Origin of the sequence: Streptomyces sp. NPDC005483, assembly GCF_040606035.1 — a bacterium.
Classification (GTDB): Bacteria; Actinomycetota; Actinomycetes; order Streptomycetales; family Streptomycetaceae; genus Streptomyces.
The window spans coordinates 181,615-207,286 of the sequence record NZ_JBEXEA010000002.1; the positions used below are offsets into that span (position 1 = coordinate 181,615).

Below are 25,672 nucleotides of genomic sequence, written 5' to 3' on the forward strand. Positions count from 1 at the left end.
CCTTCCGGAGGTTCCCCACCCCTTGACATCGCGCGGCGGACCGGCCCAGTCTAACAGGCGTTGCATCTTATAAGATATTAGAAAGGCTCCGCAGTGAAGATCACCAACGTCTACGAGGGTGTCGTTCCGATCAGCTCCTCCATCCGCAACGCCTGGATCGATTTCAGCTCCATGGACTGTTCGATCGTGGCGATCGAGAGCGACGTCATCGTCGACGGCAAGCCCGTGGTGGGCTACGGCTTCAACTCCAACGGCCGCTACAGCGCCGGAGAGATCCTGCGCCGCCGGGTCCTGCCCCGCCTCCTCGAGGCCGAGCCCGACAGCCTGCTCGACGAGCGGGGCGGCCTGGACCACGCCAAGGCGTGGGACGTGATGATGAACAACGAGAAGCCCGGCGGGCACGGCGAGCGCTCGGTCGCGGTCGGTGTGGTGGACATGGCCCTGTTCGACCTGGCCTCCAAGATCGAGGGCAAGCCGCTGTACCGGTACCTGTCCGAGCGCTACGGCGACGGGCAGCCCGACGACTCCGTCTTCGTCTACGCCGCCGGCGGCTACTACGCCCCCGGCAAGACCCTCACCGACCTTCAGGACGAGATGCGCGGCTTCCTCGACCTGGGCTACGACGTCGTCAAGATGAAGATCGGCGGCGCCGACCTGGCGGAGGACCTGCGCCGTATCGAGGCCGTCATCGACGTCCTGGACGGCGACGGCTCCCGGCTGGCCGTCGACGTCAACGGCCGCTTCGACCTCAACACGGCCCTGGAGTACGGGCGGGCCATCGAGCCCTACGGGCTGTTCTGGTACGAGGAGATCGGCGACCCGCTCGACTACCACCTCAACGCCACCGTCGCCGAGCACTACACCGGCTCCATCGCCACCGGCGAGAACCTCTTCTCCCTCCAGGACGCCCGCAACCTGATCCGCTACGGCGGCCTGCGCCCCGACCGCGACACCATCCAGGTCGACCCCGCGCTCTCCTACGGTCTGGTGGAGTACCTGCGCATCCAGGACATGCTCCACCAGCACGGCTGGTCATCGAGGCGCTGCATCCCGCACGGCGGGCACCAGTTCTCCCTGCACATCGCAGCCGCCCTCAAGCTCGGCGGCAACGAGTCCTACCCGGGCGAGTTCCAGCCCACCGGCGGCTTCGCCGACGACGCCGTCGTCGACAAGAGCCGCGTCGGCCTGACCGACACCCCCGGCATCGGCTTCGAGAGCAAGGCCGCCTTCCACAAGGTGCTGCGCGCCCTGCACAGCTGACCGCCACCCCACCACGGACGCGCCCGCCACCGAGCGGGCGCCGTCGGCCGACGCCACCGGACAGGGCCGACCGGGGCGCCACACACGAGATCGAGGGCGCGAGCCGCATCGCGTTCCTGCGCATCACCCCCCCCCACGGGACAGGGCTACACACGATCGTCGTGCAAGGGAGCACCAACGATGACAAGCACCACCACCGCCGGCCGCCCGCAGCGGTCACGGCTGAGCCGTCTCATACGTGAGCTGTGGTTCCAGGTCGTACTGGCCGCCGTCCTCGGCATCGCCGTCGGCATCCTCGCGCCCGGGCTGGGTGAGGACCTGAAGCCGCTCAACGACTGGTTCATCGCGCTGGTCAAGATGATCGTGATCCCGGTCGTCTTCTGCGTGGTCACCACCGGCATCGCCTCCATGGACAACCTGCGCAAGGCCGGCCGGATCGGTGTGAAGGCGATCGGCTACTTCCTGGTGCTGTCCCTGGTGTCCATGCTGATCGGGCTGGTCGTCGCCAACATCTTCCAGCCCGGCTCCGGCCTGCACGTCGACCCCTCGTCACTGAACGCCGACGACGTGCCGAAGACCGCCACTGAGCACGCCACCTTCACCGGCTTCGTCTCCTCCCTCATCCCCGCCTCCCTGCTGGGCGCGATCACCGGGGACACGATCCTGTCCGCGCTGATGGTCTCGATCGTCTTCGGTGTGGCCCTGAACATGGCCGGCGAAGACGGGGCACCGCTGACCCGCGGCATCAAGGCGCTGTCGGACGTCGTCTTCCGCATCGTGGGCTGGGTGATGCGGCTCGCGCCCTTGGGCACCTTCGGCGCCCTGGCCACCGTGGTCGCCACCTACGGCGCCGAGAGCCTCAAGCAGCTCGGCTACCTCATCATCCTGTTCACCGCGACCTGCATCGTCTACGTCCTGGTCGTCCTCGGCGCCATCATGCGGGCCTGCCGCCTGAGCCTGTTCGGCCTCATCCGCTTCCTCAAGGCCGAACTGCTCGTCGCCCTCAGCACCTGTGCCAGCGAGGCCGTCCTGCCCCAGCTGGTACGCAAACTGGAGATCCTCGGCATCGGCCGGCCCGTGGTCGGCATCGTCATCCCCTCCGGGTTCTCCTTCAACCTGGACGGCTCCGCGGTCTACCTCACGATGGCCTCCCTCTTCCTGGCCCAGGCCATGGGCATCGACCTGTCCTGGCAGCAGCAGTTGATCATGGTCGGCGTCATGATGCTCACCAGCAAGGGCACCGCCGGGATTGCGGGCGGCGCGTTCATCGTCCTCGCCAGCACCGTCACCGCGGTCGGCCACATCCCGCTCGCCGCCCTCTCCCTGATCGTCGGCATCGACCGCATCCTCAACGAGGGCCGCGTCTTCATCAACGTCCTCGGCAACGCCGTCGCCACGATCGTCATCGGCAAGTGGGAGAACGACTTCGACACCGAACAGGCCCACAAGGTCCTGAACTCCCGCACCACCTCGCCGCCGCAGGCCGGGGTGGAGACCGCCAAGGTCGGCGCCGACACATAGCCGTGCCTCTCGAGTGCAGTCACCAGCGCTGTTGGCGGATGTGCCCCTGTGCGGGTTGTCTGAGGGGTTTACCGCGGGGGCGGTTGGACCGTTCTGTTCCCTGTGTCAGAGGGGGAAGCCAGTGCGGGCGCGTCCAGGGCCGGCCTCGGATGCCGCGACGCCGAAGCGACACCGGACCCGCTGGTGGGATCACTCCACCAGGCAGAGACCGCCGATCCATGGATAAACCTTCCTCTCCCGCCCCTGCGCGGGCGCCCCTACGGTCGGGTCCGCAGGCGCTCACCGGCCCGCCGCAACGAAGGAGCGAGACCCCCATGAAGATGACCGGCAATACGATCCTGATCACCGGCGGAACCTCGGACATCGGGCTCCGACCGGCGCCAGGCGGGGCTTCGAAGCCGCAGCCGCTGAGTTGATCGCCGACATCGCCCTTTCCGGCCGGCGAGCAATGATGACGAAGGGTTCCTCGCGCATCGGAAGTGAGATCGCCCGAGTGCGGGCGACCGTGGCCGCGTCAATCACGCTCGCCGTGCGCGATCCGAATGCCGGTGAGCCGGTCGCTGACACGATCACTGCCCGACGGGCAACACCTCCGGCCGTGTGAGCCGCCTCGACCTGGCCAGTCTTTCGGCCCGCTGCATCCTCTGTTCGACAACGTCGGCGTGAGGGTGGTCCTGCCCGAGCTTCAGCTGAGTACCGGGGGATGGGAGCAGCAGCTCGCGCCCGGTCCTGTCCGGTCCGTCACATATTGGCCGCCGTCAGCGAGAAGAGTGTGCCGGCCACCCGCTCACCTCAGTTCGACAAAATCGAAGTCGCTGCTTCGAGAACTGCCACGAGCGTCCTGGATACGGACGACGTACCCGCCGGCCACACCGCAGTGGCTTCTTATAAGCCGGCCCCGCGCAGCGCACGGTTTTGGGAATTGCCGTCGCTGGCGATCGGCCGCGAAAGCGGTTGCCAGTCCCTCCCGTTCCCCCTCGTCGGGGCCCTGTCGCAAAGGATTGCGAAGCCATGATGAAGACATCGACGACCACCAGACCGCCGACTGACCTTGTCGAGACGGCCTTCGCCGTCAACGGCGACGAGGTGCGCCTCGCTTTGGATCCTCGCGAGTCTTTGCTCGACGTGCTGCGCGAGCGTCTCGTCCTGACCGGAACCAAGAAGGGGTGCGATCAGGGGCAGTGCGGCGCCTGCACGGTGCACATCGACGGCCGTCGCGTCCTGTCCTGTCTGACCCCGGCGGTCCAGGTCGCGGGCCAGGACGTGACGACCATCGAGGGCGTCGCGGCCCCCGACGGCACACTGCACCCGTTGCAGCAGGCGTTCGTCGACTGCGACGCCCTGCAGTGCGGCTACTGCACGCCTGGGCAGGTGATGTCCGGCCTGGCCTGCCTGGCCGAAGGCCACACCGAGACCGACGGCGACATCCGTGAGTACATGAGCGGCAACCTGTGCCGATGCGGCGCGTATGTCGGCATCACCGCCGCCATCCGTCGGGTGGCCGACCAGGCCCAGCAGAGCGAGGTGTAGACGGTGCGCTCATTCGCCTACGTTGTGCCCGACAGCGTCGCCGGGGCCGTCGATGCCCTGGCCGCTGCCGTGCCGGGCACCAAGGTCCTGGCCGGTGGCACGACCCTGTACGACCTGATGAAGCTCGGCATCGAGGCTCCGCCGGCCGTCATCGACATTCACCGTCTCACCGAGCTGACCGAGATCAGAACGGGTGAGGACGAACTGTCGTTCGGTGCGGGAGTGAAGATGGCCGAGGTCGCCGACCATCCGGTCGTACGCCGCGACTATCCGGCGCTGTCGGAGTCCTTGTGGCGGGCGGCGTCCCAGCAACTGCGCAACATGGCGACGGTCGGCGGGAACCTGCTGCAGCGCACGCGATGCGGCTACTTCCGCGGCGGAGCGGAGTTCCCCTGCAACAAGAGGAATCCCGGCAGCGGCTGTGCGGCTCTCGAGGGACTCGACCGCACCCATGCGCTGCTGGGCACCAGCGACACCTGCATCGCCACCTACCCGGGTGACTGGGCCGTAGCCCTGATCGCGTTCGACGCCGAACTCGACGTGGTCGGCCCGCAAGGCGAGCGGACGCTGCCGCTCGGCGAACTGCACGTCGAACCGGGAGACGACCCCCTGCTCGAACACACCCTGGCTCCCGATGAGTTGATCCTGCGGATCCGCGTTCCCGCGACACCCGCCGGACGCGGCTCCACCTACCACAAGATCCGTGACCGGGAGTCCTACGCCTTCGCCCTCGCCTCGGCCGCCACCGCCGTGACGCTGGACGCACAGGGAATGGTCACGGACTGCCGGATCGGTTTGGGAGGGGTCGCCACGCGCCCCTGGCGAGCGACGGCAGCGGAACGCTCACTGATCGGCGGACAACTCACCATGGAAACCGCCCGCCACGCGGGGGAAGTCGCCTTCGCCGACGCCCGCCCTCCTCGCACCGGCGCGTTCCGAGTCGAACTGGGCATCCGCACCGTCACCGACGCACTGCTCACCGCCGGGAAGCGAGCCGCCCGATGAAGACCCCAGACCTGCGCCGCGTCGACGCCCACGAAAAGGTCACGGGCACCGCACGCTACGGCGCCGACCGCGTCCCGGACGACCTGGCGTATGCCACGTTCGCATTGGCCACGATCGGCAAGGGCCGCACCGTGGCCATCGACACCGCCGCGGCCGAGGCGGTCCCCGGTGTCCGTCTGGTCCTGACCCGGTTCAACGAGGACGAACTGCGTGGCGCCGGGTTCCTGATGGGCGGAGGCTTCGCCTTCCAGAGCCTGCAGCCGCTCCTGAGCGATGTCGTCGCCTACCGCGGACAGCCGATCGCGTTGATCGTCGCCGACACCCTGGTCGCCGCCACCGAGGCGGCGGAACTCGTCCGGGCACGCTACGAGACCGAGCCGTTCACCGTCGGAATCGACGACGAAGGCGCCACGTCCGTCATCCAGGAAGAAGCCCTGCCCTGGTTTCCCGACATCAAGGTGGGCGACGCCGAGAGCGCGTACGCGGCGAGCCCGGTGCAGATCGACGAGACCTACCTGCACGCGGCCCAGCACCAGGTCCCGATGGAACTGATGAGCTCGGTCGTGGAATGGCGGGGCGACAGGCTCGTAGTGCACGAGAGCACCCAGAACGCCGGCGCACTCCGCCACGGAGTGGCCACGCAACTGAACCTCGATCCGGCCGACGTCGAAGTCATCTCGCCCTACGTCGGTGGCGGCTTCGGATCTCGCAACGCACTGCAGCCGCACATCGGGCCACTGGCGCTCGCCGCACGACGGCTGATGCGTCCGGTCAAGCTGGTCATTCCGCGCCCGCAGACGTTCCACACCGGCAGCTTCCGGCCGGTCAGCCGTCATCGCGTCCGGCTCGGCGCCGACCCGTCGGGACGGCTCCTGGCCGCCCTCCACGACGCGGAGCACCAGACGTCCCGCCACGACCTGTACCCCGCCATGTACACGGAGATGACGTCGAGACTGTACGGCGTACCCAACTTCGGGGGACGCCAGCGCCTGGTTCAGAACGACATCCAGACGCCGGGATTCATGAGGGCCCCGATGGAGGGCCCGGCCGGCTTCGCGTTCGAGTCGGCCATCGACGCACTGGCCTACGCCACCGGCCAGGACCCCGTCGAGCTGCGGTTGGCCAACGACACCGCCACGGACCCGGTCACCGGTCTGCCCTTCTCCTCCCGCCACCTGGCGCAGTGTCTGACGCGGGGTGCGAAGCGGTTCGGATGGGACAGACGCGATCCGCGGCCGGGGTCGATGCGTGCCGCTGACGGATCGTTCGTGGGCCTGGGCGTCGCTGTCGGCGCCCACCCGGTCCTGGTCGCTCCGGCCGTGGCCCGGATGTCCGCAGCGGCCGACGGCCGGGTGACCGTCGGCGTCGACGGCCACGAGATGGGGCAGGGCATCCGCTCGGCCATCGCTCTCCTGGTCGCGGAGAACCTCGGTGTCCCCGTGCGGGACGTCGTCGTACGGGTCGGTGACACGCGCTTCGCGCCTCAGCATCTCACCGCCGGTGCGTGGGGCACCGCGACCGCTTTGCCCGCGGTGCACAAGGCACTTGGCGAGCTGCGCAAGCAACTCGGCGCCAGCGACACCGGGACCGTGGATGTGGCAGCTGCGGTCCGAGCCACCGGAGGCGGGTCGCAGGAGGTGGAGGTGACCTCCCTGGGACAGGGCCAGCCCTCCGAGATGCTCGACCGTTCACGGGCCGGCCTGTTCTCCGCCGCGGGTCCGGTCTTCCCGGACTTCACCGCCTTCAGCTGGGCCGCTCACTTCGTCGAGGTCCGCATCGAGGCCACGACACGGCGCATCAGTGTGCCCAGGGCGCTCTGCGTGGCCGACTGCGGACGGGTCGCCAGCCCGGTCACCGCGGCCAGTCAGGTCCGCGGGGGCATGATCTGGGGCATCAGCCAGGCCCTCCGGGAGTCGAGCGAGGTCGACCCGCGCTTCGGCGGATTCCTCAACACCACGCTGGAGGAGTACCCGGTCGCGGTCAACGCCGACATACAGGAGATCGACTTCGACTTCATCGACGAGCCCGACCTGCTCCTCAACGACCTCGGGGTGAAGGGCCTCGGCGAGGTCACGATGATCGGCGTGGCAGCCGCTGTCGCGAACGCGGTCTTCCACGCCACCGGACAGCGACAGAACCGGCTGCCCATCCGGATCGAGCACGTGATGTAGGCCGTCAACTCGTCAGGATCACTCCGGGCCGGAGTGCCTGGGGGGTGCGACCGGCTCGCACCACCCAAGCGACAAAGGCTCGTTGGCGACGTAAGCCGAGCCGACCGGGATCACTGGAAGTTCAGCCTCACCGCACCCCTGCACATCCGGGGCTGGACCGGGGGCTGCTCATGAGCGCCGCCCCCCTTGTGTCGTACTCACATTCCAATTGGACGGAGAACAAGATCATGCGCATCGTTGCTCTAGAGGAACATGTCCTTTTCACTGATCTGACGCAGAGGATTTCCGCTGCGGACGTCGCTGCATCCGGATGGGTGCCGGCCGGGTGGGCGCCCTCTGATGCAGACGAGGCACCGAGTGCGCTCGACCGGGCCCTGGACGATACGCAGCAGGAACGCATCGGCTCGATGGACGAAGCCGGAATTACCATGCAGGTGCTGTCGGCCGTGGGCCCGGGCGCCGAGATGCTGGCCGGCGAGGAGGGTGTGAGCCTTGCGCGCGACTACAACGACCGACTGGCCCAGGTCGCCGAACGGCGTCCGGATCGGTTCGCGGCGTTCGCGCACCTCCCCATGAAGGATCCCGAGGCGGCCGCGGACGAACTGGAACGGTGCGTGACCCGATTGGGCTTCCGCGGCGCCTCGATCAACGGGACCACCGACGGACTGTTCCTCGACCACCCGCGCTTCGCTCCGATCCTGTCGCGTGCCGAGGCCATCGGCGCCCCCCTCTATATTCATCCCGGACCCGCGCCACGTGCGGTGCGCGACATCTATTTCCAGGGACTGCCGGACTTTACCGCGTTCATCTTGTCCAATGCCGGTTTCGGCTGGCATGCGGAAACGGGGCTTCACATTCTGCGCCTGGCCGTGTCGGGTGCACTCGACCGAAATCCGAATCTGCAGCTGATCATCGGCCATATGGGCGAGCTGCTGCCGATGATGCTCCAGCGCGTCGATGCGATGTTCGGACCGGGAACGGCGATCGGGCTGAAGCGGGACGTATCGCGGACCATCTTGGATCAGGTATGGATCACGACCAGTGGTTTCTTCGACCAATCCGCGTTTCTTGCCGCCCTGACCGCTTTCGGTGCGGATCGCATCCTTTTCTCGGTCGATTATCCGTACAGCCCCAATGACGAGGCCACGGCGTTCCTCAACAGCTTGCCGGTTTCTCCCGCCGATCGGGCGCGGATCGCCCATGGCAACGCCGACGCGCTCCTTGGCTTGTCAGGAGCCTGATCGTTCGCGCTCTCTCACACGTGATGTAGGCGTCAACTCGCAAGGGTCCGGCCGCCGGACCTCTTACCAGGGTCGCCCCGCGTCCGCGCGGGCGGCCACCCGCCTTCCCTCCCCACGGAGATCCCGGAGAACGACCCATGCTGAACATCGCGGACACACTGCACCGCTGGTGCCGCGAGGCACGCCCCTTCGCCCTGGCCACCGTCGTCGACGTCACCGGCAGCGCACCCCTCCCCGTCGGTACGTCGGTCGCGGTGGACGAGGACGGCAACGCCGTCGGCAGCATCTCCGGCGGCTGCGTCGAGGGAGCCGTCTACGAACTGTGCCGTGAGGTGCTCCACAACCAGGGCCCTCCCCGGCGCGCCTGGTTCGGCTATTCCGATGAGGACGCCTTCGCCGTGGGCCTGACCTGCGGCGGCGAACTCGACGTCCTCGTCCAGCGCGTCGATCCCGCGACCGGGTCGCATCTCGGCGCGGCCCTCGCCGAGGTCGCCGGGGACCGACCCGCCGCCGTGGCACAGATCGTCGACGGGCCCGAAAGACTGATTGGCGCCACCCTGAGCGTTCTCGGCGACAGATGGATCGCCGACGGGACGCTGGCCGCAGGCCCAACGGGCAAGGCGGTGGCGGACCGGGCCACAGCCCAGCTGCGGGCGGGACGCACCGCGCTCATCCCGCTCGGCGGGGACGCGGACACCTGCCCCGACCGGCTCTCCGTCCTCGTCCACGTGGCCGCGACCCGCCCCCGCATGCTGATCTTCGGCGCGGTCGACTTCGCCACCGCGCTCAGCCAGGCCGGCAGCTTCCTCGGCTACCGGGTCACCGTGTGCGACGCCCGCCCCGTCTTCGCCACCGCGGCACGCTTCCCGCACGCGGACGAGGTCGTGGTCGACTGGCCGCACCGCTATCTGGAGCGCACCGAGGTGGACGGACGTACCGCCGTCTGCGTCCTCACCCACGACCCGAAGTTCGACATCCCCCTGCTGCGGCTGGCACTCGAGCTGCCCGTCGGTTACGTGGGCGCGATGGGATCCCGTCGAACTCACGACGCCCGCCTGCACCTGCTGCGCGAGGCGGGCGTCGCACAGGACCAATTGGCTCGGCTGCGCTCCCCGATCGGCCTCGACCTCGGTGCGCGCACGCCTGAGGAGACGGCGATCTCCATCACCGCGGAGATCATCGCCCACGCCCACCAGGGCACGGGCCTGTCTCTGACTCTCGGCACGGGCCCGATCCACCGGCCGGGTCCCCAGGCCGTCGATGAATGTCTTTCCCAACGCCCGCTACTGACGCCCTGACCCGGCACCCTCTTCGAGACGCCACCGCCCCCTCGCACACAAGGCTGATCATGACGACCTTCGCCCTCGCCGTCCCCGGGCCCGCATTCCAGCGCGGCTGGGACGGCTGCCCCGCGGCTCTGGCAGACCTCCGGACACGTCGGACGATGCGACTGCTCACCCGGCAAACCCGCCACGGTTCCCTTCAGCGGGACCGTCCATCCGGTGATCCGGTCCTTCGCGTATGCCGAGGACCGGCGCTGGTGCCACCTCGACGAGCCCACCCTGTGACGGCTGCCCAGGAGGAGCCCCGTTCCCGAACCGGTGTTCCTCACCGTCGACGCCGATCCGGCTGTCGGACTTTCTCCGGACCGAAGGCCCGGATGTCGGTTTTCCGGGATCCGGCGGTCATGGCTGGCTTCGGCTCCCCGGCGGGGCGGAACGTTGCGGCGGAAGCCGGCCGATCACAGCGCCTGGCGCCTGAGGGAGAGAGTCTTTCGTGAACGTCACGACCACGGCGAATGCGCCGCAGGACCGGCGGGTGCCCACACTCGTCATGGCCTGCGTCGGCGTGTTCGTCGCCTATCTGCCGGTGACCACCGTCTCGGCGAGCCTGCCCGCCATTCAGCAGGCGCTGGACGCATCGACCGCTCAGCTGTCCTGGGTGAGTGTCGCGTTCGTGCTGCCCATGGCCGCGCTCATCCTCACCGCGGGCGTCTTCGGTGATGTGCACGGCCGCAAGAAGGTCTTCCAGGCGGGCCTGGCCTTCAGCGGTCTGGGTGCCCTGATCGCCCTGTGCGCCCAGTCGATCGAGGTCGTCTGGGCCGGGCAGGTCTTCGCCGGTCTGGGCGCGGCCGCGCTGCTGCCCTCGACCCTCGCCCTGATCAGCCACGCCGTTCCCGATCCGCGCGAGCGCGGGAAGTTCATCGGCGTGTGGGCGACCTTCCTGATGGCCGCCCTCGCATTCGGCCCCGTCATCGCGGGCGTGGTCCTCGACCACTTCGCGTGGCGCTGGCTCTACCTGCTGCCCGTCCCCGCCTCGCTGATCGCGCTGGTCGTCTCGACGAAGCTGCTCACCGACTCCCGTGCCCCGGGAGCACGCCGACTGGACTGGCCCGGCCAGTTCACCTCTGCCCTGGCCATCACCGCACTGGTCTACGGGATCATCGAGGCCGGCGCCGACTCCTTCACCGACACCAAGGTGATGCTCGCCCTGTTCGCTGCCGCTGTCGCATCGGTCGCTTTCGTCCTGGTGGAGCGGCGCAGCTCCAGCCCGATGCTGGACCTGACACTGTTCCGCAGCCCCTCCTTCACCGCCACCGCACTGATCGCCATGATCAGTTTCCTCGGGCTCATCGGGTTCTTCTTCGCCCTCAGCCTCTACTTCGGCATGGTCCAGCAGCTCAGCACCCTCGAATCGGCCTGGCGGCTGCTGATGGTGTGCATAGTGCCGATGGTCCTCGGCGTCCCCATGGGGCGCCTGGTGCACCGGGTGTCTCCTCGGGTGCTGATCCCCGGCGGCCTGCTGGGCGCGGCGGTCGCACTGCTGTCCCTGACCACGATCGACGTCGGCACCTCGTTCGGTTCAGTGGCCTGGCGGCTGGCCCTGCTCGGCCTGGGCTTGTCGTTCGTCATGACCCCGATGACCGCGACCGCCGTCAGTTCGGTGCCGTTCCACCAGGCCGGTATGGCCGCTGCCGCCAACAACGCCTTCCGTCAGCTCGGCGCCGCTCTCGGACCCGCTGTCCTGGGCGCGCTGCTGTCCTCGCGGGCCGTGGACGCTCTGCCCGGACATCTCACCGCCGCCGGGCTGAGTGGGGCGACGGTCCGGCGCGTCACCGCGACCGCCGACGCCGACGGGCTGAGTGCGGTCGGCAGGCTTCGCCTGGGCGCGGACACCCCGCACGTCCTCGGCGCCCTGTCGCAGGCGTTCATCGACGGTCTTCAGCTCTGTCTGATCGCCTCGGCTGCCCTGACCCTGCTGGCAGCCGCGGTGGGATTCATCCTGCTGCGCCGGCCGCAGCAGGACGCCCCATCAGCCACAGGTTCGGCTGCCTCCGTCCAAGGGCCCCGCACCCCCGACCTGCCCACCGCCGACACTGGGACGCTACCGGCCACAGGCAGCCGCCCCTCCTGAGCGCCGGCCCCGCACCGAGGTGACACCAGACGTACCGGCACGGCGCAGGAGCGGACAGCCGCTGCAGCCGGTACAGGCGCCGACCGTGGGGACGGGCACGGCGCCGCTCAGTGGCCTGGGACCGGACCTTTCCGGTCCCAGGCCACACAGTGCTGTCGTACGACATGACGTGAACAAAACCCGCTCGAAACAGGAGCCATCGATGCAGTCCCCTTCGCCGGACGCGCTTGATCTGAAGCTGCTGCACGCGCTCCAGGTGGACGGGCGGGCGCCGTTCAGCCGTATCGCCGAGATCCTCGGAGTGTCCGACCAGACCATCGCCCGCCGCTTCCGCAAACTGCGCACCACCGCCGGACTCAGGATCGTCGGCATGACCGACGAGAGCCTGCTGGGCCGCCAGAGCTGGATCGTCCGGCTGCGCTGTACTCCCGACGTGGCCGAACAACTCGCCAACGCCCTGGCCCGGCGCCCCGACACCTCACACGTCGATCTCATCTCCGGCGGCACCGAAGTGCTGTGTGCCATGGGAGCCCGCAGCCGCCAGGACCGCGACGAACTGCTCTTCGACCGCCTGCAACGCACGCCTCAGATCATTTCGGTCAGCGCCCACTGCCTGCTGCACACCTTCTACGGCGGTCCCCTCGGCTGGCTCGACAAGACCCAAGCCCTCGAACCCGACCAGCAGGCGGCACTGCGTCTCCCGTACAGCGAACCGGTAGCCGCCCCCATCGCTCTCGAAGGAGCGGACGAGGCGCTGCTCGCCGTGCTACGGCGCGACGGCCGGGCAACCTTCAGCGAACTGCAGACCAGCACCGGCCTGTCGGAGTCCGCTGTCAAGCGGCGCCTGGAGCGTCTGCGCTCCACGGGCATCCTCTACTTCAAAGTGCAGCATGACCGCGAATCCCTCGGACACGGCATCAGCGCGATGCTCTGGCTCACCGTCGCCCCCTCCGCACTCGACGCCGCCGGACGGAAACTGGCAGAACACCACGAGGTCCGCTTCGCCGGCGCCACCACTGGCCAGGCCAACCTCGTCGCCACCGTCGCCACCTCGAGCACCAGCGAGCTCTACACCTACCTCAGCGAGAAGATCGGCGGCCTCGACGGCGTGCAGGCCGTGGAAACCGCCTTGACCCTGCGCCATGTCAAGCAACTCACCTACGAGCCGAGCCGAGCCGCTGACCGCTGACCACTGACCGCTCACCGCCGAACGGTCACCAGGCGACCGAGATCGCGCATGGACCCTCGCGTACGGAGCGACGGTGGTCGGGTGCTGCACCGTCGGCGGACGCGCTCGTCACCTCTTCGTCTCGCCGACGCTGGGTACGGGGCAGGCGGCCCGGCAGCCCGCGTTGCTGTCCAGCAGCCCCAACCGCTTTCTCATCGGCGACCACACGATGCTCATGCCCGTATGCCGCGCAGCGAGGTCCAGAACCGGAGCACGGTGCAGACCGTCGTCCGACCACCACCAGCATCGGGCCGCAGGGAAGACCACAGGACCGTCCGTGATTGCCCGCTCCCTGGGCCGACCCCGGCTGTTCAGCGGGATTGGGTGAGCTGGCGTCCCGACGACAGAAAGATGCCGCTGACCTGCATGGATGCGAGTGACGAGTTCGTATCCGGTGCTGCCGCGCAGGCTCGCGGACGCTGGAGCCGGCCATGTCCCGCGCGGGTGCTGCGGTCCAACGACGGATCCGCCGTTACCGCACAGACTGTGATCCTGGCCACCGGGGTCTCCGACCGGCGGCTCCCTGCGCCCGGTCTGGGGGAGCTGACCGGCAGGGGCGCCTTCCACGGCTCAGCCAGGGACCGCCGATCCATGGACAAGCCGTCCTCTCCCGCCCCTGCGCGGGCGCCCCTACGGTCGAGGCTGCGGGCGCTCACCGGCCCGCCGTACCGAAGGAGCAAGACCCCCATGAAGATCACCGGCAACACGATCCTGATCACCGGCGGAACCTCGGGCATCGGCCTCGGTCTGGCCCTGCGGCTGCACGAGGCCGGCAACAAGGTGATCGTCGCCGGCCGGCGCAAGGAACTCCTCGACGAGATCACGGCCGAGCACCCGGGCATCGACGCGCTCGTCCTCGATGTGGCGGACCCCGATTCGATCGCCCGGGCCCGTGAGACCGTGGCGGCGAGCCACCCAGGGCTGAACGTCCTGGTCAACAACGCCGGCATCATGCTGCGGGAGAACCTCCTCGACCCGGCCGGACTCCCGGTCGCCGAGGACCACGTCACCGTCAACCTGCTCGGCACGATCCGGATGACGTACGCCTTCCTGCCGCTGCTGGTGGGCAAGGACGACGCGGTCGTCATGAACGTCACCTCGGCGCTGGCGTTCGTCCCGTATCAGAGCACCCCGACCTACGGCGCGACGAAGGCCGCGCTGCACTCCTTCTCCGAGAGCCTCCGCATCCAGCTCGCCGGTGCTGACTCCGGCGTCCAGGTGATCGAGGTGGTCCCGCCGGGCGTGCGCACGACCCTGCTGGGCCAGCAGGACAGCGAACACGCCATGCCGTTGGACGACTTCCTCACCGAGGCTCTCGACCTGCTGCGCGAGAACCCCGACGCGAAGGAGATCGTCGTCGAGCGCGCGAGGTTCATCCGCGACGCGGTGGCCACCGGCTCCTACGACGATGTCCTCGCCATGATCGCCAGCAGCTGACCGACCTGTAGTGACCGACGCGGAACAACAGCAAGCGGGCAGGTCCTGTTGGGCCACATCATGGACGAACGCGAGCTGGAACGCCCCGGGGGAGGGCCTCACCGAAGGCGCAGAACGGTGAGGAAGCGTCTTCGGCGTCGCCACACTCGTCGCACGGCCGGCGCCCCGGCTCCGTCCTGAGTGCCGTCGGGAATGCGAGCGCCTGGCCGACACGGCGCACATCGTCGTCCGCCAGCCCGGCCGCGAGGTCCGCGGCCGTTCCCAAAGCGTCGGGCGCCGTCGACGGGGGACCGTCGCCGCAGGCCGCCTTCCATACCGGTGGCCTGCGGCGTGCCGCCGACGGCCAGCGCATTTCCCAGCGGGTCATGCAGGTCAAGGGCTCATCGGGTCTTCCTGCCGCGAGCGGCCTCGGCATCGGCCTCACTCATGGGCGGCTTGGCGCGGGTGGGAGAGGAGTGCTCAGCCATGGATTGGCGGTCTCTGGATAGGCGGCCGGGATACGGCGAGGATGGGGGTATGGACAAGAAGGAACTGGCGGAATTTCTGCGCCACCGGCGTGAGACGCTGCGGCCCCGCGACGTCGGACTGGTCGAGGGGCCGCGCAGGCGTACCCAGGGACTGCGCCGCGAGGAGGTCGCGCAGCTCGCCGGCATGTCCACCGACTACTACGCCCGGCTGGAACAGCAGCGTGCTCCGCAGCCGTCCGTCCAGATCACCGCGGCTCTCGCCCGGGCGCTGCGGCTGTCCCTGGACGAGCGCGATCATCTCTTCGTCCTCATCGGCCACAACGCCCCGGCTCGCTTCCATCGCTCCGAACATGTCAGCCCGACGCTGATGCGGGTCCTGGACCGTCTGGACGACTCCCCGGCCATGGTGCAGACCGATCTGTTCGACACTCTCGCGATGAACCCCTTGGCCGTGGCGCTGCTTGGCGACCAGACCCGCCACATCGGTCTGGCCCGCAGCGGGTACTACCGCTGGTTCATGGACCCGGCCGAACGTTTGATGGTTCCCGAAAAGACCCACGAACGCCACGGCCGTGCCCAGGCGGCACGGCTGCGGGCCGCGCTGACAGCCGGCAGCGACACCCCCCGAGCTGCCCGGATCCTCGCCGAACTCCAGGAACACAGCCCCGAGTTCGTCCGCATGTGGGAACTTCAGGAGGTCGCACAGAGCTACGACGACTGCAAGACCATCCTTCATCCCGAACTCGGCCGCATCGACGTCGACGCTCAGGTCCTGTTCACCGAGAACCGTGCCCAGAGCCTGGTGGTGCTGACCACTCGCCCCGGCACCGAGAGCCACAGCAAACTCGAACTGCTCTCCGTCATAGGGCACCAGCAGCTCACTTCCTGACGTTCTGGGCCGGGGGACTTGGGCCGGGCTCGGCGCTGGAGGGGCCGGACAAGTCGGAGACCTATGTGCCGAATCCGGTCAGGGGCGCTGGTGATGCATGCGGGTCACGGTCCAGCGACACCGGAAGTCGTCGGCACCGGCGGCACGGCACCCCGCACAACCACTTCCGCACGGCTCTTGTCCTGCGCCCTGCGACCAGACCGGTGGGCTCCCTGGGCTGTCTTGCTCCGTGGTCGGGCCGCCGGTTTGACCGGATGCCGCCTCCGTTTTACTCTCTCAGGTATACGGAGGCACCATCCGTTTTGATGCGACCGCAGGATCGCTGCAGGCAGGAGGGCGCATGAGCGCTGGTGAACAGCGGAGACGCAAGCCCGCGCGGACGTCCAGCGCAACCGCGCGGCCCTCCTGAGCGCACCTGGGGCGTTCCGGCGGGAACGCCCGGCCGCCTCGTCATCCCCGTCGCCGGCGACTCCGAGGAGGCGCGGAAGGTGGCCATGAGCCTGGTGGACGACACCGGCTTCGATCCCTACGACGCCGGCACGCTGGCAGATTCCTGGCGCCAGCAGCCGAACAGCCCCGTCTACTGCACCGAACTGACCCTCGACGAGCTGCCTTCGGCCCTGGCCAAGGACGCGGCCGTCCGCGACAGCCTTCCGGAACGCTTCGCCGCCCTCCCGGCCAACCCCACCGTCGACGACGTCGTCGAGATGGACCGCGCCGCCCACCGCTGAGACACCCGACGCGGCACTCGTGCACCCAATGGCACGAGGGCGGCAGCGCCGGCACGCCGCGAACACACACGGCGAACACGAAGAGCGGCGCTCACTTCGGCAAGGCCGTCATCACCCATCTGCGGTCGGCCGCAGCCCCGGTCGCGCCGCAGGGACCAAGTCCGGGAACCCCGGTCACCGAAACCGGGGTTCCGTTTCGGACAAGGAGTTTCACCATGAAGATCGGCATTCTCGGCACCGGGAACATCGGCAAGACGTTGACCAGGCGGTTGAGCGCGGCCGGGCACGAGGTAAAGGCGGCTAATTCGCGCGGCCCGGAGACGATCGAGGCGTGGGGCGAATTCCACTCCAGCAGGGTGTTGCCCTGCACGACGCTCCGGCTGTCCTCAACGCCCGAGCACCCCGCCGACGGCCTCAAGTCCAGCCCCGGGAACGGCGATATCAGCGGCCTCCTAGCGGCGACGTGGCCACGTGAGATGGATGACCCGCCGGGAAATGCGCCAGCCGTCATCGGTGCGTCGCAGGTCGTCGTCGTAGACGACGCTGGCGACACCGCCGCCCTCCAGCAGGCTCAGACCTTTGGATCGGGCCCGCACCTCGTCGCCCGGGCCCTCCGACACGACGATGTTCGTCGTGTGGTGGGCTTTCGCGTGTCCGGGGGCGTTCATGAAGGCCGCGATCGCGTCCAGCCCGACGACCGGGTCGCCGCCGAAGACGCTGCCGTCCCACACCGCGTCTTCGGTGAGGCATTCGCCGAGACGGTCCAGTGCGTGGTCGTCCATGATGTGCGCCCACAGCGCCAGGGCCCTGCTGATTTCGACGGTGTCTTCAGTCGTGGGTTTCACGTTCGGCTCTCCATGTTGTGCGTTGCTGGATCAGGTCTTGGCGCCGCTCAGCATGGCCAGCACCTGGTCGTAGGCGCCGTTGACCTCGGCGATTCCCTCCTTCGCCGCAGAGGCCGGGCGCCCGGCAGTCTCGACTATGGGGGTGTATCGGCGGGGGCGGGAGAGGATCACATATCCATGGACCGACGATCCTCCCCAGCACGGCCACCATCGAGTCGCCAGGACTTGAGGCGGGCGAAGGCGCCTTCGCCTGGAGCGCGGAGACGGGCGTGGTCGCGGTTGTATCGCTGGTAGCGCTCCGGAAGTTCACGGTGGCCGTAGTAAGGGATGCGGACGGTGGCGCAGGCGCTGGACGCCGCGGAGCACAGCGGGGTACCGGGATGCTCCGCGGCGTCCAGCGCCTGATCCAGCGTCAGCAGCGATGCCCCGGCGAGTGCTTGCGCGCAGGCGGCGGCGTGGACGACGCCTCGGCCGGGACCGCGGCCCGCCGTCGGCTTCTGCAGGACCCAGCCCGACGGGCGGCGTTCGGTTCACGAGGCAGAGACCGCCGATCCATGGACAAACCTTCCTCTCCCGCCCCTGCGCGGACGCTCCTACGGTCGAGGCTGCGGGCGCTCACCGGCCCGCCGTACCGAAGGAGCAAGACCCCATGAAGATCACCGGCAACACGATCCTGATCACCGGCGGAACCTCGGGCATCGGCCTCGGTCTGGCCCTGCGGCTGCACGAGGCCGGCAACAAGGTGATCGTCGCCGGACGGCGCAAGGAACTCCTCGACGAGATCACGGCCGAGCACCCGGGCATCGACGCGCTCGTCCTCGACGTCGCCGACCCCGACTCGATCGCCCGGGCCCGCGAGACCGTGGCGGCGAGCCACCCAGGGCTGAACGTCCTGGTCAACAACGCCGGCATTCAGCTGCTGGAGAGCGTCCTCGACCCGGCCGGACTCCAGGCCGCCGAGGATCACATCGCGACCAATCTGCTCGGCACGATCCGGATGACGTACGCCTTCCTGCCGCTGCTGGTGGGCAAGGACGACGCGGTCGTCATGAACGTCACCTCCGCGCTGGCGTTCGTACCGCTCCCGTTCACACCGACCTACAGCGCGACCAAGGCCGCGCTGCACTCCTTCTCCGAGAGCCTCCGCATCCAGCTCGCCGGTGCTGACTCCGGCGTCCAGGTGATCGAGGTGGTCCCGCCGGCTGTACGCACGACCCTGATGGGCCAGCAGGACAACGATCAGTCCATGCCGTTGGACGACTTCCTCACCGAGGCTCTCGACCTGCTGCGCGAGAAGCCCGACGCGAAGGAGATTGTCGTCGAGCGCGCCAGGTTCATCCGCGACGCGCAGGCCAACGGCTCCTACGACGACGTCCTCGCCATGATCAGCGGCAGCTGACCGACCTGTGGCAGGCGCGGAACAACAGCACGCGGGCGGGTCCTGTCGGGCCGCATCATGGACGAACGCGAGCTGGACCGCCTCTGGGAGCTCCTCGCCGAAGACGCGGAGCGGTAAGGAAGCGCCTTCGGCTCCGCCCCGGTCGTCGCAACGGAGACGACCGGCTGCGTCCTGAGCCGAGGGGCACGCGAGAGCCCGTCTGACACGGCGAACATCGTCGTGTCAGACGGGCCGGGCGACGAGGCCCGGGGCAGGGGCCGGTCAAAGCGTTGGGTCCAAAGCGGCGCAGCGCCGACAGCCGGCGAATCGCCCAGCGGGTCATGCAGGGGTAGCTGATCATCGGGTCGTCTCGCCGCGCGCCCTCGCGTCGGCCAGTCAGCCATACGAGCGGCTTCGCGCGGGTGGGAGAGGTGGGCTCAGCCATGGATCGGTGGTCTCTGGATAGCCGGGCGGGTTGCGGCGAGGATGGGCGGCATGGACAAGAAGGAACTGGCGGAATTCCTGCGCCACAAGCGTGAGGCGCTGCGGCCCCGCGACGTCGGGCTGGTCGAGGGGCCGCGCCGGCGTACCCAGGGACTGCGCCGCGAGGAGGTCGCCCAGCTCGCCGGCATGTCCACCGACTACTACGCCCGGCTGGAGCAGCAGCGTGCTCCGCAGCCCTCTGTCCAGATCACCGCGGCTCTCGCCCGGGCGCTGCGGCTGACCCTGGACGAACGCGACCATCTCTTCGTCCTCCTCGGCCACAACGCCCCGGCCCGCTTCCTGCGCTCGGAGCATGTCAGCCCGACGCTGATGCGGGTCCTGGACCGCCTGGACGACACCCCGGCCCTGGTAACGACCGACCTGGTCGACACCCTCGCCATGAACCCCTTGGCCGTGGCACTGCTCGGCGACCAGACCCGCCACACCGGGCTTGCCAGTAGCGGCTACTACCGCTGGTTCATGGACCCGGCCGAACGTCTGGTGTATCCCGAGGAGACCCACGAAAGCCACGGCCGTGCCCAGGCGGCACGTCTGCGGGCCGCGCTGACAGCGGGCAGCGACACCCCCCGAGCCGCCCGGATCCTCGCCGAACTCCAGGAGCACAGCCCCGAGTTCGTCCGCATGTGGGAACTTCAGGAGGTCGCCCGCTACGGCGACTGCAAGACCATCCTGCATCCCGAACTCGGCCGCATCGACGTCGACGCCCAGCTCCTTTACACCGAGAACCGCGCCCAGACCCTGGTGGTGCTGACCACCCGCCCCGGCACCGAGAGCCACAGCAAACTCGAACTGCTCTCCGTCATCGGACACCAGCAGCTCACCCCCTGACGTCCTGGACCGGGTACCGGGCCGGGCTCGGCGCGGGAGGGGCCGGACAAGGGCACGCTGGAACGGTGCAGCCCGCACCCCTTCTGTCCTGCGATCTACGGCCAAATATGTTGGCACCCTGCGATGTCCGGGCTCCGCGCCCAGGCCGCCGGTTTGACCGGACGCTGCCTCCGTTTTACTCTCGACTAAGTACGGAGGCAGCATCCGTTTTGATGCGGCCGCAGGATCAGGACAGGCAGGAGGGTGCATGAGTGCCGGTGAGCAGCGGGGGCGTAAGCCCCGCGCGGACGTCCAGCGCAACCGCACGGCCCTCCTGGAGACCGCGCAGCGTCACTTCCTGCAGTACGGGGTCGGCACTTCCCTGGAGGCGGTGGCCAAGGAGGCGGGCGTCGGGCCCGGCACCCTGTACCGGCACTTCCCGACCCGGGAGGCGCTGCTGGCGGCCGTGTTGCAGACGCGCTCCGAGGAGCTGGTGGCCCGCCAGGCGGACATCGATCGGCTCGGCGACCCGGCCGAGGCGCTGGAGCAGTGGCTGCGGGCGATGGAGGAGTACTTCAGCGCCTTCAGCGGGCTGCCGGACCCGCTCATGGCCGCGGCCCGGGCGCAGGAGCCAGACAACCCGCTGACGATTCCCTGCGACATCCTCATCTCCGCCACCGACCAGTACGTGCGAGCCGCGCAGCTCGCGGGGCGCGTGCGCGCGTCGGTGCGGGGTAACGACCTATTCCTCGCCTCCTGCTCCATCGCCTGGATCAAAGGCAACGGCGCCGAAAAGGAGTCGCTCGACCGGCTCCGCACGCTCATCGCGAGCGGCTACCGCCAACAGGACACCCAGGCGTAAACCGCCGGGCACCCCGCCCCGGCCCCCGCAACGCCAGGCGGCACCGCGACCCGGCCATCACATCGCGCTGCCCTCAGGGGCAGCGCAACCTCTGAAGGGACAAATCATGAAAATTACTGTCATAGGCGCCGGCGCCATCGGCGGGAACCTCGCTGCCAAGCTCAGAACGGCCGGTCACGACGTCCAGGTGGCCGACGCCCGCGGCCCCGAGGCCGTCCGGGCGGAGGTGCTGGAGTCCGGAGCCCGCGCGGCGGACCTCGCCGACGCCGTCCAGGGCCGGGACGTCATCGTCCTGTCGATCCCGTTCGGGGTGGCGGGCCAGCTGACGAACCTGTTCGCGTCGGTGCCCGACGAGACGGTGGTCATCGACACCTCGAACTACTACCCCGGCATGCTCAGCGAGCCGATCGAGGCGGTGGACAACGGCCAGGTGGAGAGCGTGTACACCGCCGAGCTACTCAGCCGCCCCGTGGTCAAGGCGTGGAACGCCGCCCTGGCAGAAACCCAGCGCACCAAGGGCGTTCCGGCCGGAACGCCCGGCCGCCTCGCCATCCCCGTCGCCGGCGACTCCGAGGAGGCGCGGAAGGTGGCCATGAGCCTGGTGGACGACACCGGCTTCGACCCCTACGACGCCGGCACGCTGGCAGACTCCTGGCGCCAGCAGCCGAACAGCCCCGCCTACTGCACCGAACTGACCCTCGACGAACTGCCCGCAGCCCTGGCCGCGGCCGACCGCGCCAAGGATGCGGCCATCCGCGACAGCCTCCCGGAACGCATCGCAGCCCTCGGTACCAACCCCACCGTCGACGACGTCGTCGAGATGAACCGCGCCGCCCACCGCTGAGACACCCGACGCGGCACTCGTGCACCCAACGGCACGAGGGCGGCAGCACTGGGCGTCACGAACCCACAAAGACGAAGACGAAGAGCGCACAGTCCCCCACGCTGCAGCCTCGGCACCCCGCTGCCTGCGAACATCCGCAAGCCTGCAGGTATCCGCAAGAGTGCATCTCGCGTCCGGCCCTCACTTCGGTTGCCACCTCGCATGGCCTGCCGTACTGCGCTGTGCCGCGGCCGCCGTGGCGGCGACTGCGCGCCATGGAGAGGAACCGCCTTGCCCGGCACCACATCAGCCTTCACCGAGATCGCACGCTCTCGACGCTCTCCCCGGCAGTTCCTGCCCACCACCCTGTCCCCTGCGGACATCTACGCCGTGTTGGAAGACGCGCAGACGGCGCCCTCGAACAGCAACACCCAGCCGTGGTCAGTGCACGTCGTCTCGGGCGCGGCGCGGGACGCCCTGGCCAACGAGCTGCTCCTGGCTGAGGAGGACGGGCGGACCTCCCCGGACTTCACCGACGGCTACGGCGACGGCCTCTACCTCGAGCGGTCGCGGGCCCTGGGCGCGAGTGTCTACCGGGCCCGGGGCGTCGAGCGCTCGGACCCGGACGGCAGGAGGGCGGCGGTCCGCGAGAACCTGGAGTTCTACGGCGCACCCCACGCCGCCTTCCTGTTCATGCCGGCACTCGGCGACGGGGTACGGACGGCCGGCGACATCGGCATGTACGCGCAGAACTTCCTGCTCTCGCTGGCGGCCCGGGGACTGGCCGGCATCCCGCAGACCGTACTCGGCGTCTACGCCGACACCGTCCGCGAGTTCCTGGGTGTCCCCGCGGAGCTCAAGCTGCTGTTCGGCATCTCCTTCGGCATGGCCGACCCGGCGGCGCCGGTGAACACGCTCCGCACGGAGCGGGTTCCGCTGCAGCGGAGCGTGGTCCTCCACGACACACCCGGAGTCCTCGACAGGCCGGTAGCTCCTCCGCCCGCAGAACCATCCGGTGCCGTGCCCGGGTTTGGGGCCGACACTCGGCCCCAAACCCGGGCACGGCACGGCCTTTGACAACCCCGAAGATGCCTCCGCCCTCGAGAAAGCAAGTGCTCGAGAAAGCAAGTGGAGGTGTTCTCCCCTTTCCATCGCTCATCCTGGAGAAGTAACCGTGACAAGCCGACAGGTGGTCCTGGGCATGCAGTTCAGCGGCGGATACGGGGCCGCACCCGGGGCCTGGCGGCTGCCGGGCGCGAACCTGAACAGCTACACCGACATGGACCAGTTCGTGCGTTACGCGCAGGCCGCCGAACGCGGCAAGATCCAGCTGCTGTTCATCGCGGACACCCCGGTCCTGGACGTCGACCTCGACCACCACTCCCCGCACCACATGATCGACCCGCTGCTGATCCTGACCGTCCTCGCGCGCGAGACCGAGCGGATCGGCCTGGTGACCACCGCCTCCACCACGTTCACCGAGCCCTACAACCTCGCCCGCCAGTTCAAGGCCCTGGACGTGATCAGCCACGGCCGGGCCGGATGGAACGCGGTGACCACCTCCGACCCCGCCGCCGCGGCGAACTTCGGCGCGACGATCCCGCCGCGCGCGGAGAAGTACGAGCGTGCCCACGAGGTCATCCAGATCGTGCAGGCACTGTGGGGCAGCTGGGAGAAGGACGCCTGGCTGCTCGACGTCGACGGCAAGCGGTTCGCCGACATGGACAAGATCCAGCCGGTCAACCTGCAGGGCAAGCACGTCGCCTCCCGTGGCCCGCTGCCCATCCCGCCGTCCGAGCAGGGTCAGCCGGTCATCTTCCAGGCGGGTGGAGGCAGTTACGGCCTGGAGCTCGCGGGCCGTTACGCCAGCGGCGTCTACGCCAATCCGTACACCATCGAGGACGCCCGGGCCCAGCGCCTGGCCCTGCGGGACGCCGCCGAGCGCGCCGGACGCGACCCGGACGAGGTGAAGATGCTCGCCGGCTTCATGCCGACCATCGCCCCCTCCCGCCAGGCCGCCCTGGAAAGGCGCCGCTTCCTGGACGAGGTCGTCGACCTGAACCAACGCGTCCGCTACCTCGGCACCATGATCGGCCTGCCGCTCGGCCCCGGCCAGCTCGACGAGCCCTTGACCGCGCCCCAGCTCGCCGACGCCATACCCAGCCCGCACGACCCACGCTCCGCCCGCGCCCTCGAAGTGGCCCGGGAAGGCTGGACTTTGCGCGACGTGCTCGCCCACGGCGTCATCGACTACCACCCGGTGGTCGCCGGCACCGCCGCCGACGTCGCCGACCACATGCAGCAGTGGTTCGAGGCAGGTGCCTGCGACGGCTTCTCGATCGCCATCGACAGCTACCACGACGGCTTCGACGCCTTCGTCGACCAGGTCGTCCCGATCCTGCAGGAACGCGGCCTGTTCCACGACGACTACGAAGGCCCCACCCTGCGCGAGAACCTCGGCGCCCATGAGCAGTACGGCCTGGACCCGCGCCTCGTAAAGCCGGCCCGGTCATGACCACCACCGGAAAGGTCAGAGAGGGTGCCTCGTGAGCGGCCGCCACTCCAGCCCGAACAGGTTCCACGCCTCCGTGCCGCCCTTGGCGCAGTAGGCGAACCGTAGAGGGCGATCACGTCCGTCAGGAGCCGTGCGTGCGACTCCGGCATGTCCGTCACGCGGCTGCCCGGGTGCGGGAGGCGAGCTGCGGGAAGGAGTCCTCCCATACGGTGCGCACGGTGCGACCGACGAGGATGCGCAGCACGGGCCACATATCGAGAAGCAGCGCCTCCGGCAGACGCCGTCGGAACTTCTCCCGGTACAGCGCGAGGTCCTCGGCGTCCGCGCCCGAGACGTCCCTCGGGTGGGTGAGGGGTGCTGTGGGCTGGAGGGCATGACTCCATTGTCGCCGCCGGAGACGTTGCGGGGGTCATGATGTGCGAGCCGGCGTCCGGAGCGAGCGGGGGCGGATCCCCGGGTGAGCTGGTTGCCTCAGTCTGCTCAGCCCTCAGCAGGACGGACTCTCGGCCTTGACGCTCGTTTGACGCTCTGGGCGTCTGCACGAAGGACGATGAGCCGAGAAACCGGCTCTGACCAGGGCTTTTCTGGGACCCGCTCAGACCGACATCTTTCCCATGGCGCATCACGTGGAGTGCGTCGCCATCCTTGAACCCGCCGCAAAGGGAGCCTGACCTGCGGTTTTTTCCGTGCGCATTATGTGCAGTGTGGGCGTTACGGGCGATATCTTGACGCTGAAATGACGCTCGTGACGCTCATTTGACGCTCGTTCTGATGGTGTGTCAGGCGGCTTTTGGGCACGTCAGACCCTAGCTCTGTGCGACTGTCGGTGGGGTGTTGAGGGCTGGTGACGCTCTCGGGGATGCAGCCGGAAGTCCCAGAGCAGTCCGAGGGGGGACTCCCACGGCAGGGAGCCGCCCTTTCGCGTCTATACAGGGCGTGCCTATGTGGTGTGGGCTGGAGGCTGTGGAACGACGGCCTGCTCCGAACGAACGGCAGCGCGAGCTGCTTGAGCGGCTCGCGACCGGTGAGGAGTCCGGAGCCTGG

General features: G+C 69.1%; 20 protein-coding genes and 3 pseudogenes. 19 read left to right on the forward strand and 4 right to left on the reverse strand.

Features of this window, described 5'->3' with window-relative positions:
- Positions 1-93 precede the first annotated feature (93 nt).
- From ABZT06_RS04175 to ABZT06_RS04235, 13 genes and pseudogenes are all read left to right on the forward strand, one after another.
- On the forward strand, positions 94-1,260 hold the full coding sequence (locus ABZT06_RS04175; protein WP_355734490.1) for a mandelate racemase/muconate lactonizing enzyme family protein: 1,167 nt from the start codon (positions 94-96) through the stop codon (positions 1,258-1,260).
- A 180-nt stretch (positions 1,261-1,440) separates the two neighbouring features.
- Complete coding sequence (locus ABZT06_RS04180) at positions 1,441-2,781, forward strand: cation:dicarboxylase symporter family transporter (RefSeq protein ID WP_355734492.1); 1,341 nt, start codon at positions 1,441-1,443, stop codon at positions 2,779-2,781.
- 1,011 nt (positions 2,782-3,792) lie between these two features.
- Positions 3,793-4,311, forward strand: coding sequence for a (2Fe-2S)-binding protein (locus tag ABZT06_RS04185; protein WP_355734495.1), 519 nt, complete (start codon positions 3,793-3,795; stop codon positions 4,309-4,311).
- 3 nt (positions 4,312-4,314) lie between these two features.
- Positions 4,315-5,316: a xanthine dehydrogenase family protein subunit M gene (locus tag ABZT06_RS04190; RefSeq protein WP_355734498.1), complete on the forward strand. Its 1,002-nt coding sequence runs from the start codon at positions 4,315-4,317 to the stop codon at positions 5,314-5,316.
- Positions 5,313-7,487 carry a xanthine dehydrogenase family protein molybdopterin-binding subunit gene (locus tag ABZT06_RS04195; protein ID WP_355734501.1) on the forward strand — a complete coding sequence of 725 codons (2,175 nt, stop codon included), beginning with the start codon at positions 5,313-5,315 and terminating at the stop codon, positions 7,485-7,487. Before ABZT06_RS04190 ends, ABZT06_RS04195 begins: the two co-directional genes overlap by 4 nt.
- Before the next feature lie 227 nt (positions 7,488-7,714).
- Entirely contained in the window at positions 7,715-8,728 is a 1,014-nt protein-coding gene (locus ABZT06_RS04200) for an amidohydrolase family protein (protein WP_355734503.1), read from the forward strand.
- A 137-nt stretch (positions 8,729-8,865) separates the two neighbouring features.
- Complete coding sequence (locus ABZT06_RS04205; RefSeq protein ID WP_355734506.1) at positions 8,866-10,026, forward strand: XdhC/CoxI family protein; 1,161 nt, start codon at positions 8,866-8,868, stop codon at positions 10,024-10,026.
- 478 nt (positions 10,027-10,504) lie between these two features.
- A complete protein-coding gene (locus ABZT06_RS04210; protein WP_355734509.1) occupies positions 10,505-12,142 on the forward strand; it encodes an MFS transporter in 1,638 nt (545 codons plus the stop codon).
- A gap of 202 nt (positions 12,143-12,344) precedes the next feature.
- Positions 12,345-13,331 carry an Lrp/AsnC family transcriptional regulator gene (locus ABZT06_RS04215; RefSeq protein WP_355734512.1) on the forward strand — a complete coding sequence of 329 codons (987 nt, stop codon included), beginning with the start codon at positions 12,345-12,347 and terminating at the stop codon, positions 13,329-13,331.
- Positions 13,332-14,057: 726 nt separating this feature from the next.
- Entirely contained in the window at positions 14,058-14,807 is a 750-nt protein-coding gene (locus tag ABZT06_RS04220) for an SDR family NAD(P)-dependent oxidoreductase (protein ID WP_355734515.1), read from the forward strand.
- Between the two features lie 516 nt (positions 14,808-15,323).
- Complete coding sequence (locus ABZT06_RS04225) at positions 15,324-16,163, forward strand: helix-turn-helix transcriptional regulator (protein WP_355734518.1); 840 nt, start codon at positions 15,324-15,326, stop codon at positions 16,161-16,163.
- 494 nt (positions 16,164-16,657) lie between these two features.
- Positions 16,658-16,894: a hypothetical protein gene (locus ABZT06_RS04230; protein WP_355734522.1), complete on the forward strand. Its 237-nt coding sequence runs from the start codon at positions 16,658-16,660 to the stop codon at positions 16,892-16,894.
- Between the two features lie 215 nt (positions 16,895-17,109).
- Positions 17,110-17,178, forward strand: a pseudogene (locus ABZT06_RS04235) (NAD(P)-binding domain-containing protein); the annotation flags it as partial.
- Positions 17,179-17,346: 168 nt separating this feature from the next.
- Here the strand turns inward: ABZT06_RS04235 and ABZT06_RS04240 are convergent.
- The 4 genes and pseudogenes from ABZT06_RS04240 to ABZT06_RS04255 form a co-directional block, all read right to left on the reverse strand.
- Positions 17,347-17,739, reverse strand: a complete 393-nt coding sequence (locus tag ABZT06_RS04240) for a nuclear transport factor 2 family protein (RefSeq protein WP_355734525.1) — start codon at positions 17,737-17,739, stop codon at positions 17,347-17,349.
- A 30-nt stretch (positions 17,740-17,769) separates the two neighbouring features.
- The gene (locus ABZT06_RS04245; protein WP_355734528.1) at positions 17,770-17,910 is read right to left on the reverse strand and encodes a hypothetical protein; all 141 of its coding nucleotides are present in this window, start codon (positions 17,908-17,910) and stop codon (positions 17,770-17,772) included.
- 41 nt (positions 17,911-17,951) lie between these two features.
- Positions 17,952-18,086 (reverse strand): annotated as a pseudogene (locus ABZT06_RS04250) (IS5/IS1182 family transposase); the annotation flags it as partial.
- Between the two features lie 24 nt (positions 18,087-18,110).
- Positions 18,111-18,242, reverse strand: a pseudogene (locus ABZT06_RS04255) (DUF6233 domain-containing protein); the annotation flags it as partial.
- 146 nt (positions 18,243-18,388) lie between these two features.
- Between ABZT06_RS04255 and ABZT06_RS04260 the strand changes: the two are divergent.
- The 6 genes from ABZT06_RS04260 (at position 18,389) to ABZT06_RS04285 (ending at position 24,628) form a co-directional block, all read left to right on the forward strand.
- The gene (locus tag ABZT06_RS04260) at positions 18,389-19,138 is read left to right on the forward strand and encodes an SDR family NAD(P)-dependent oxidoreductase (RefSeq protein WP_355734531.1); all 750 of its coding nucleotides are present in this window, start codon (positions 18,389-18,391) and stop codon (positions 19,136-19,138) included.
- A 474-nt stretch (positions 19,139-19,612) separates the two neighbouring features.
- The gene (locus tag ABZT06_RS04265; protein WP_355734534.1) at positions 19,613-20,449 is read left to right on the forward strand and encodes a helix-turn-helix transcriptional regulator; all 837 of its coding nucleotides are present in this window, start codon (positions 19,613-19,615) and stop codon (positions 20,447-20,449) included.
- Positions 20,450-20,696: 247 nt separating this feature from the next.
- On the forward strand, positions 20,697-21,290 hold the full coding sequence (locus tag ABZT06_RS04270) for a TetR/AcrR family transcriptional regulator (RefSeq protein WP_355734537.1): 594 nt from the start codon (positions 20,697-20,699) through the stop codon (positions 21,288-21,290).
- Between the two features lie 106 nt (positions 21,291-21,396).
- On the forward strand, positions 21,397-22,134 hold the full coding sequence (locus ABZT06_RS04275) for an NAD(P)-binding domain-containing protein (protein ID WP_355734540.1): 738 nt from the start codon (positions 21,397-21,399) through the stop codon (positions 22,132-22,134).
- A gap of 270 nt (positions 22,135-22,404) precedes the next feature.
- The gene (locus ABZT06_RS04280) at positions 22,405-23,190 is read left to right on the forward strand and encodes a nitroreductase (RefSeq protein ID WP_355734543.1); all 786 of its coding nucleotides are present in this window, start codon (positions 22,405-22,407) and stop codon (positions 23,188-23,190) included.
- A 97-nt stretch (positions 23,191-23,287) separates the two neighbouring features.
- Entirely contained in the window at positions 23,288-24,628 is a 1,341-nt protein-coding gene (locus ABZT06_RS04285; RefSeq protein ID WP_355734546.1) for an NtaA/DmoA family FMN-dependent monooxygenase, read from the forward strand.
- The last annotated feature ends 1,044 nt before the right edge of the window (positions 24,629-25,672 follow it).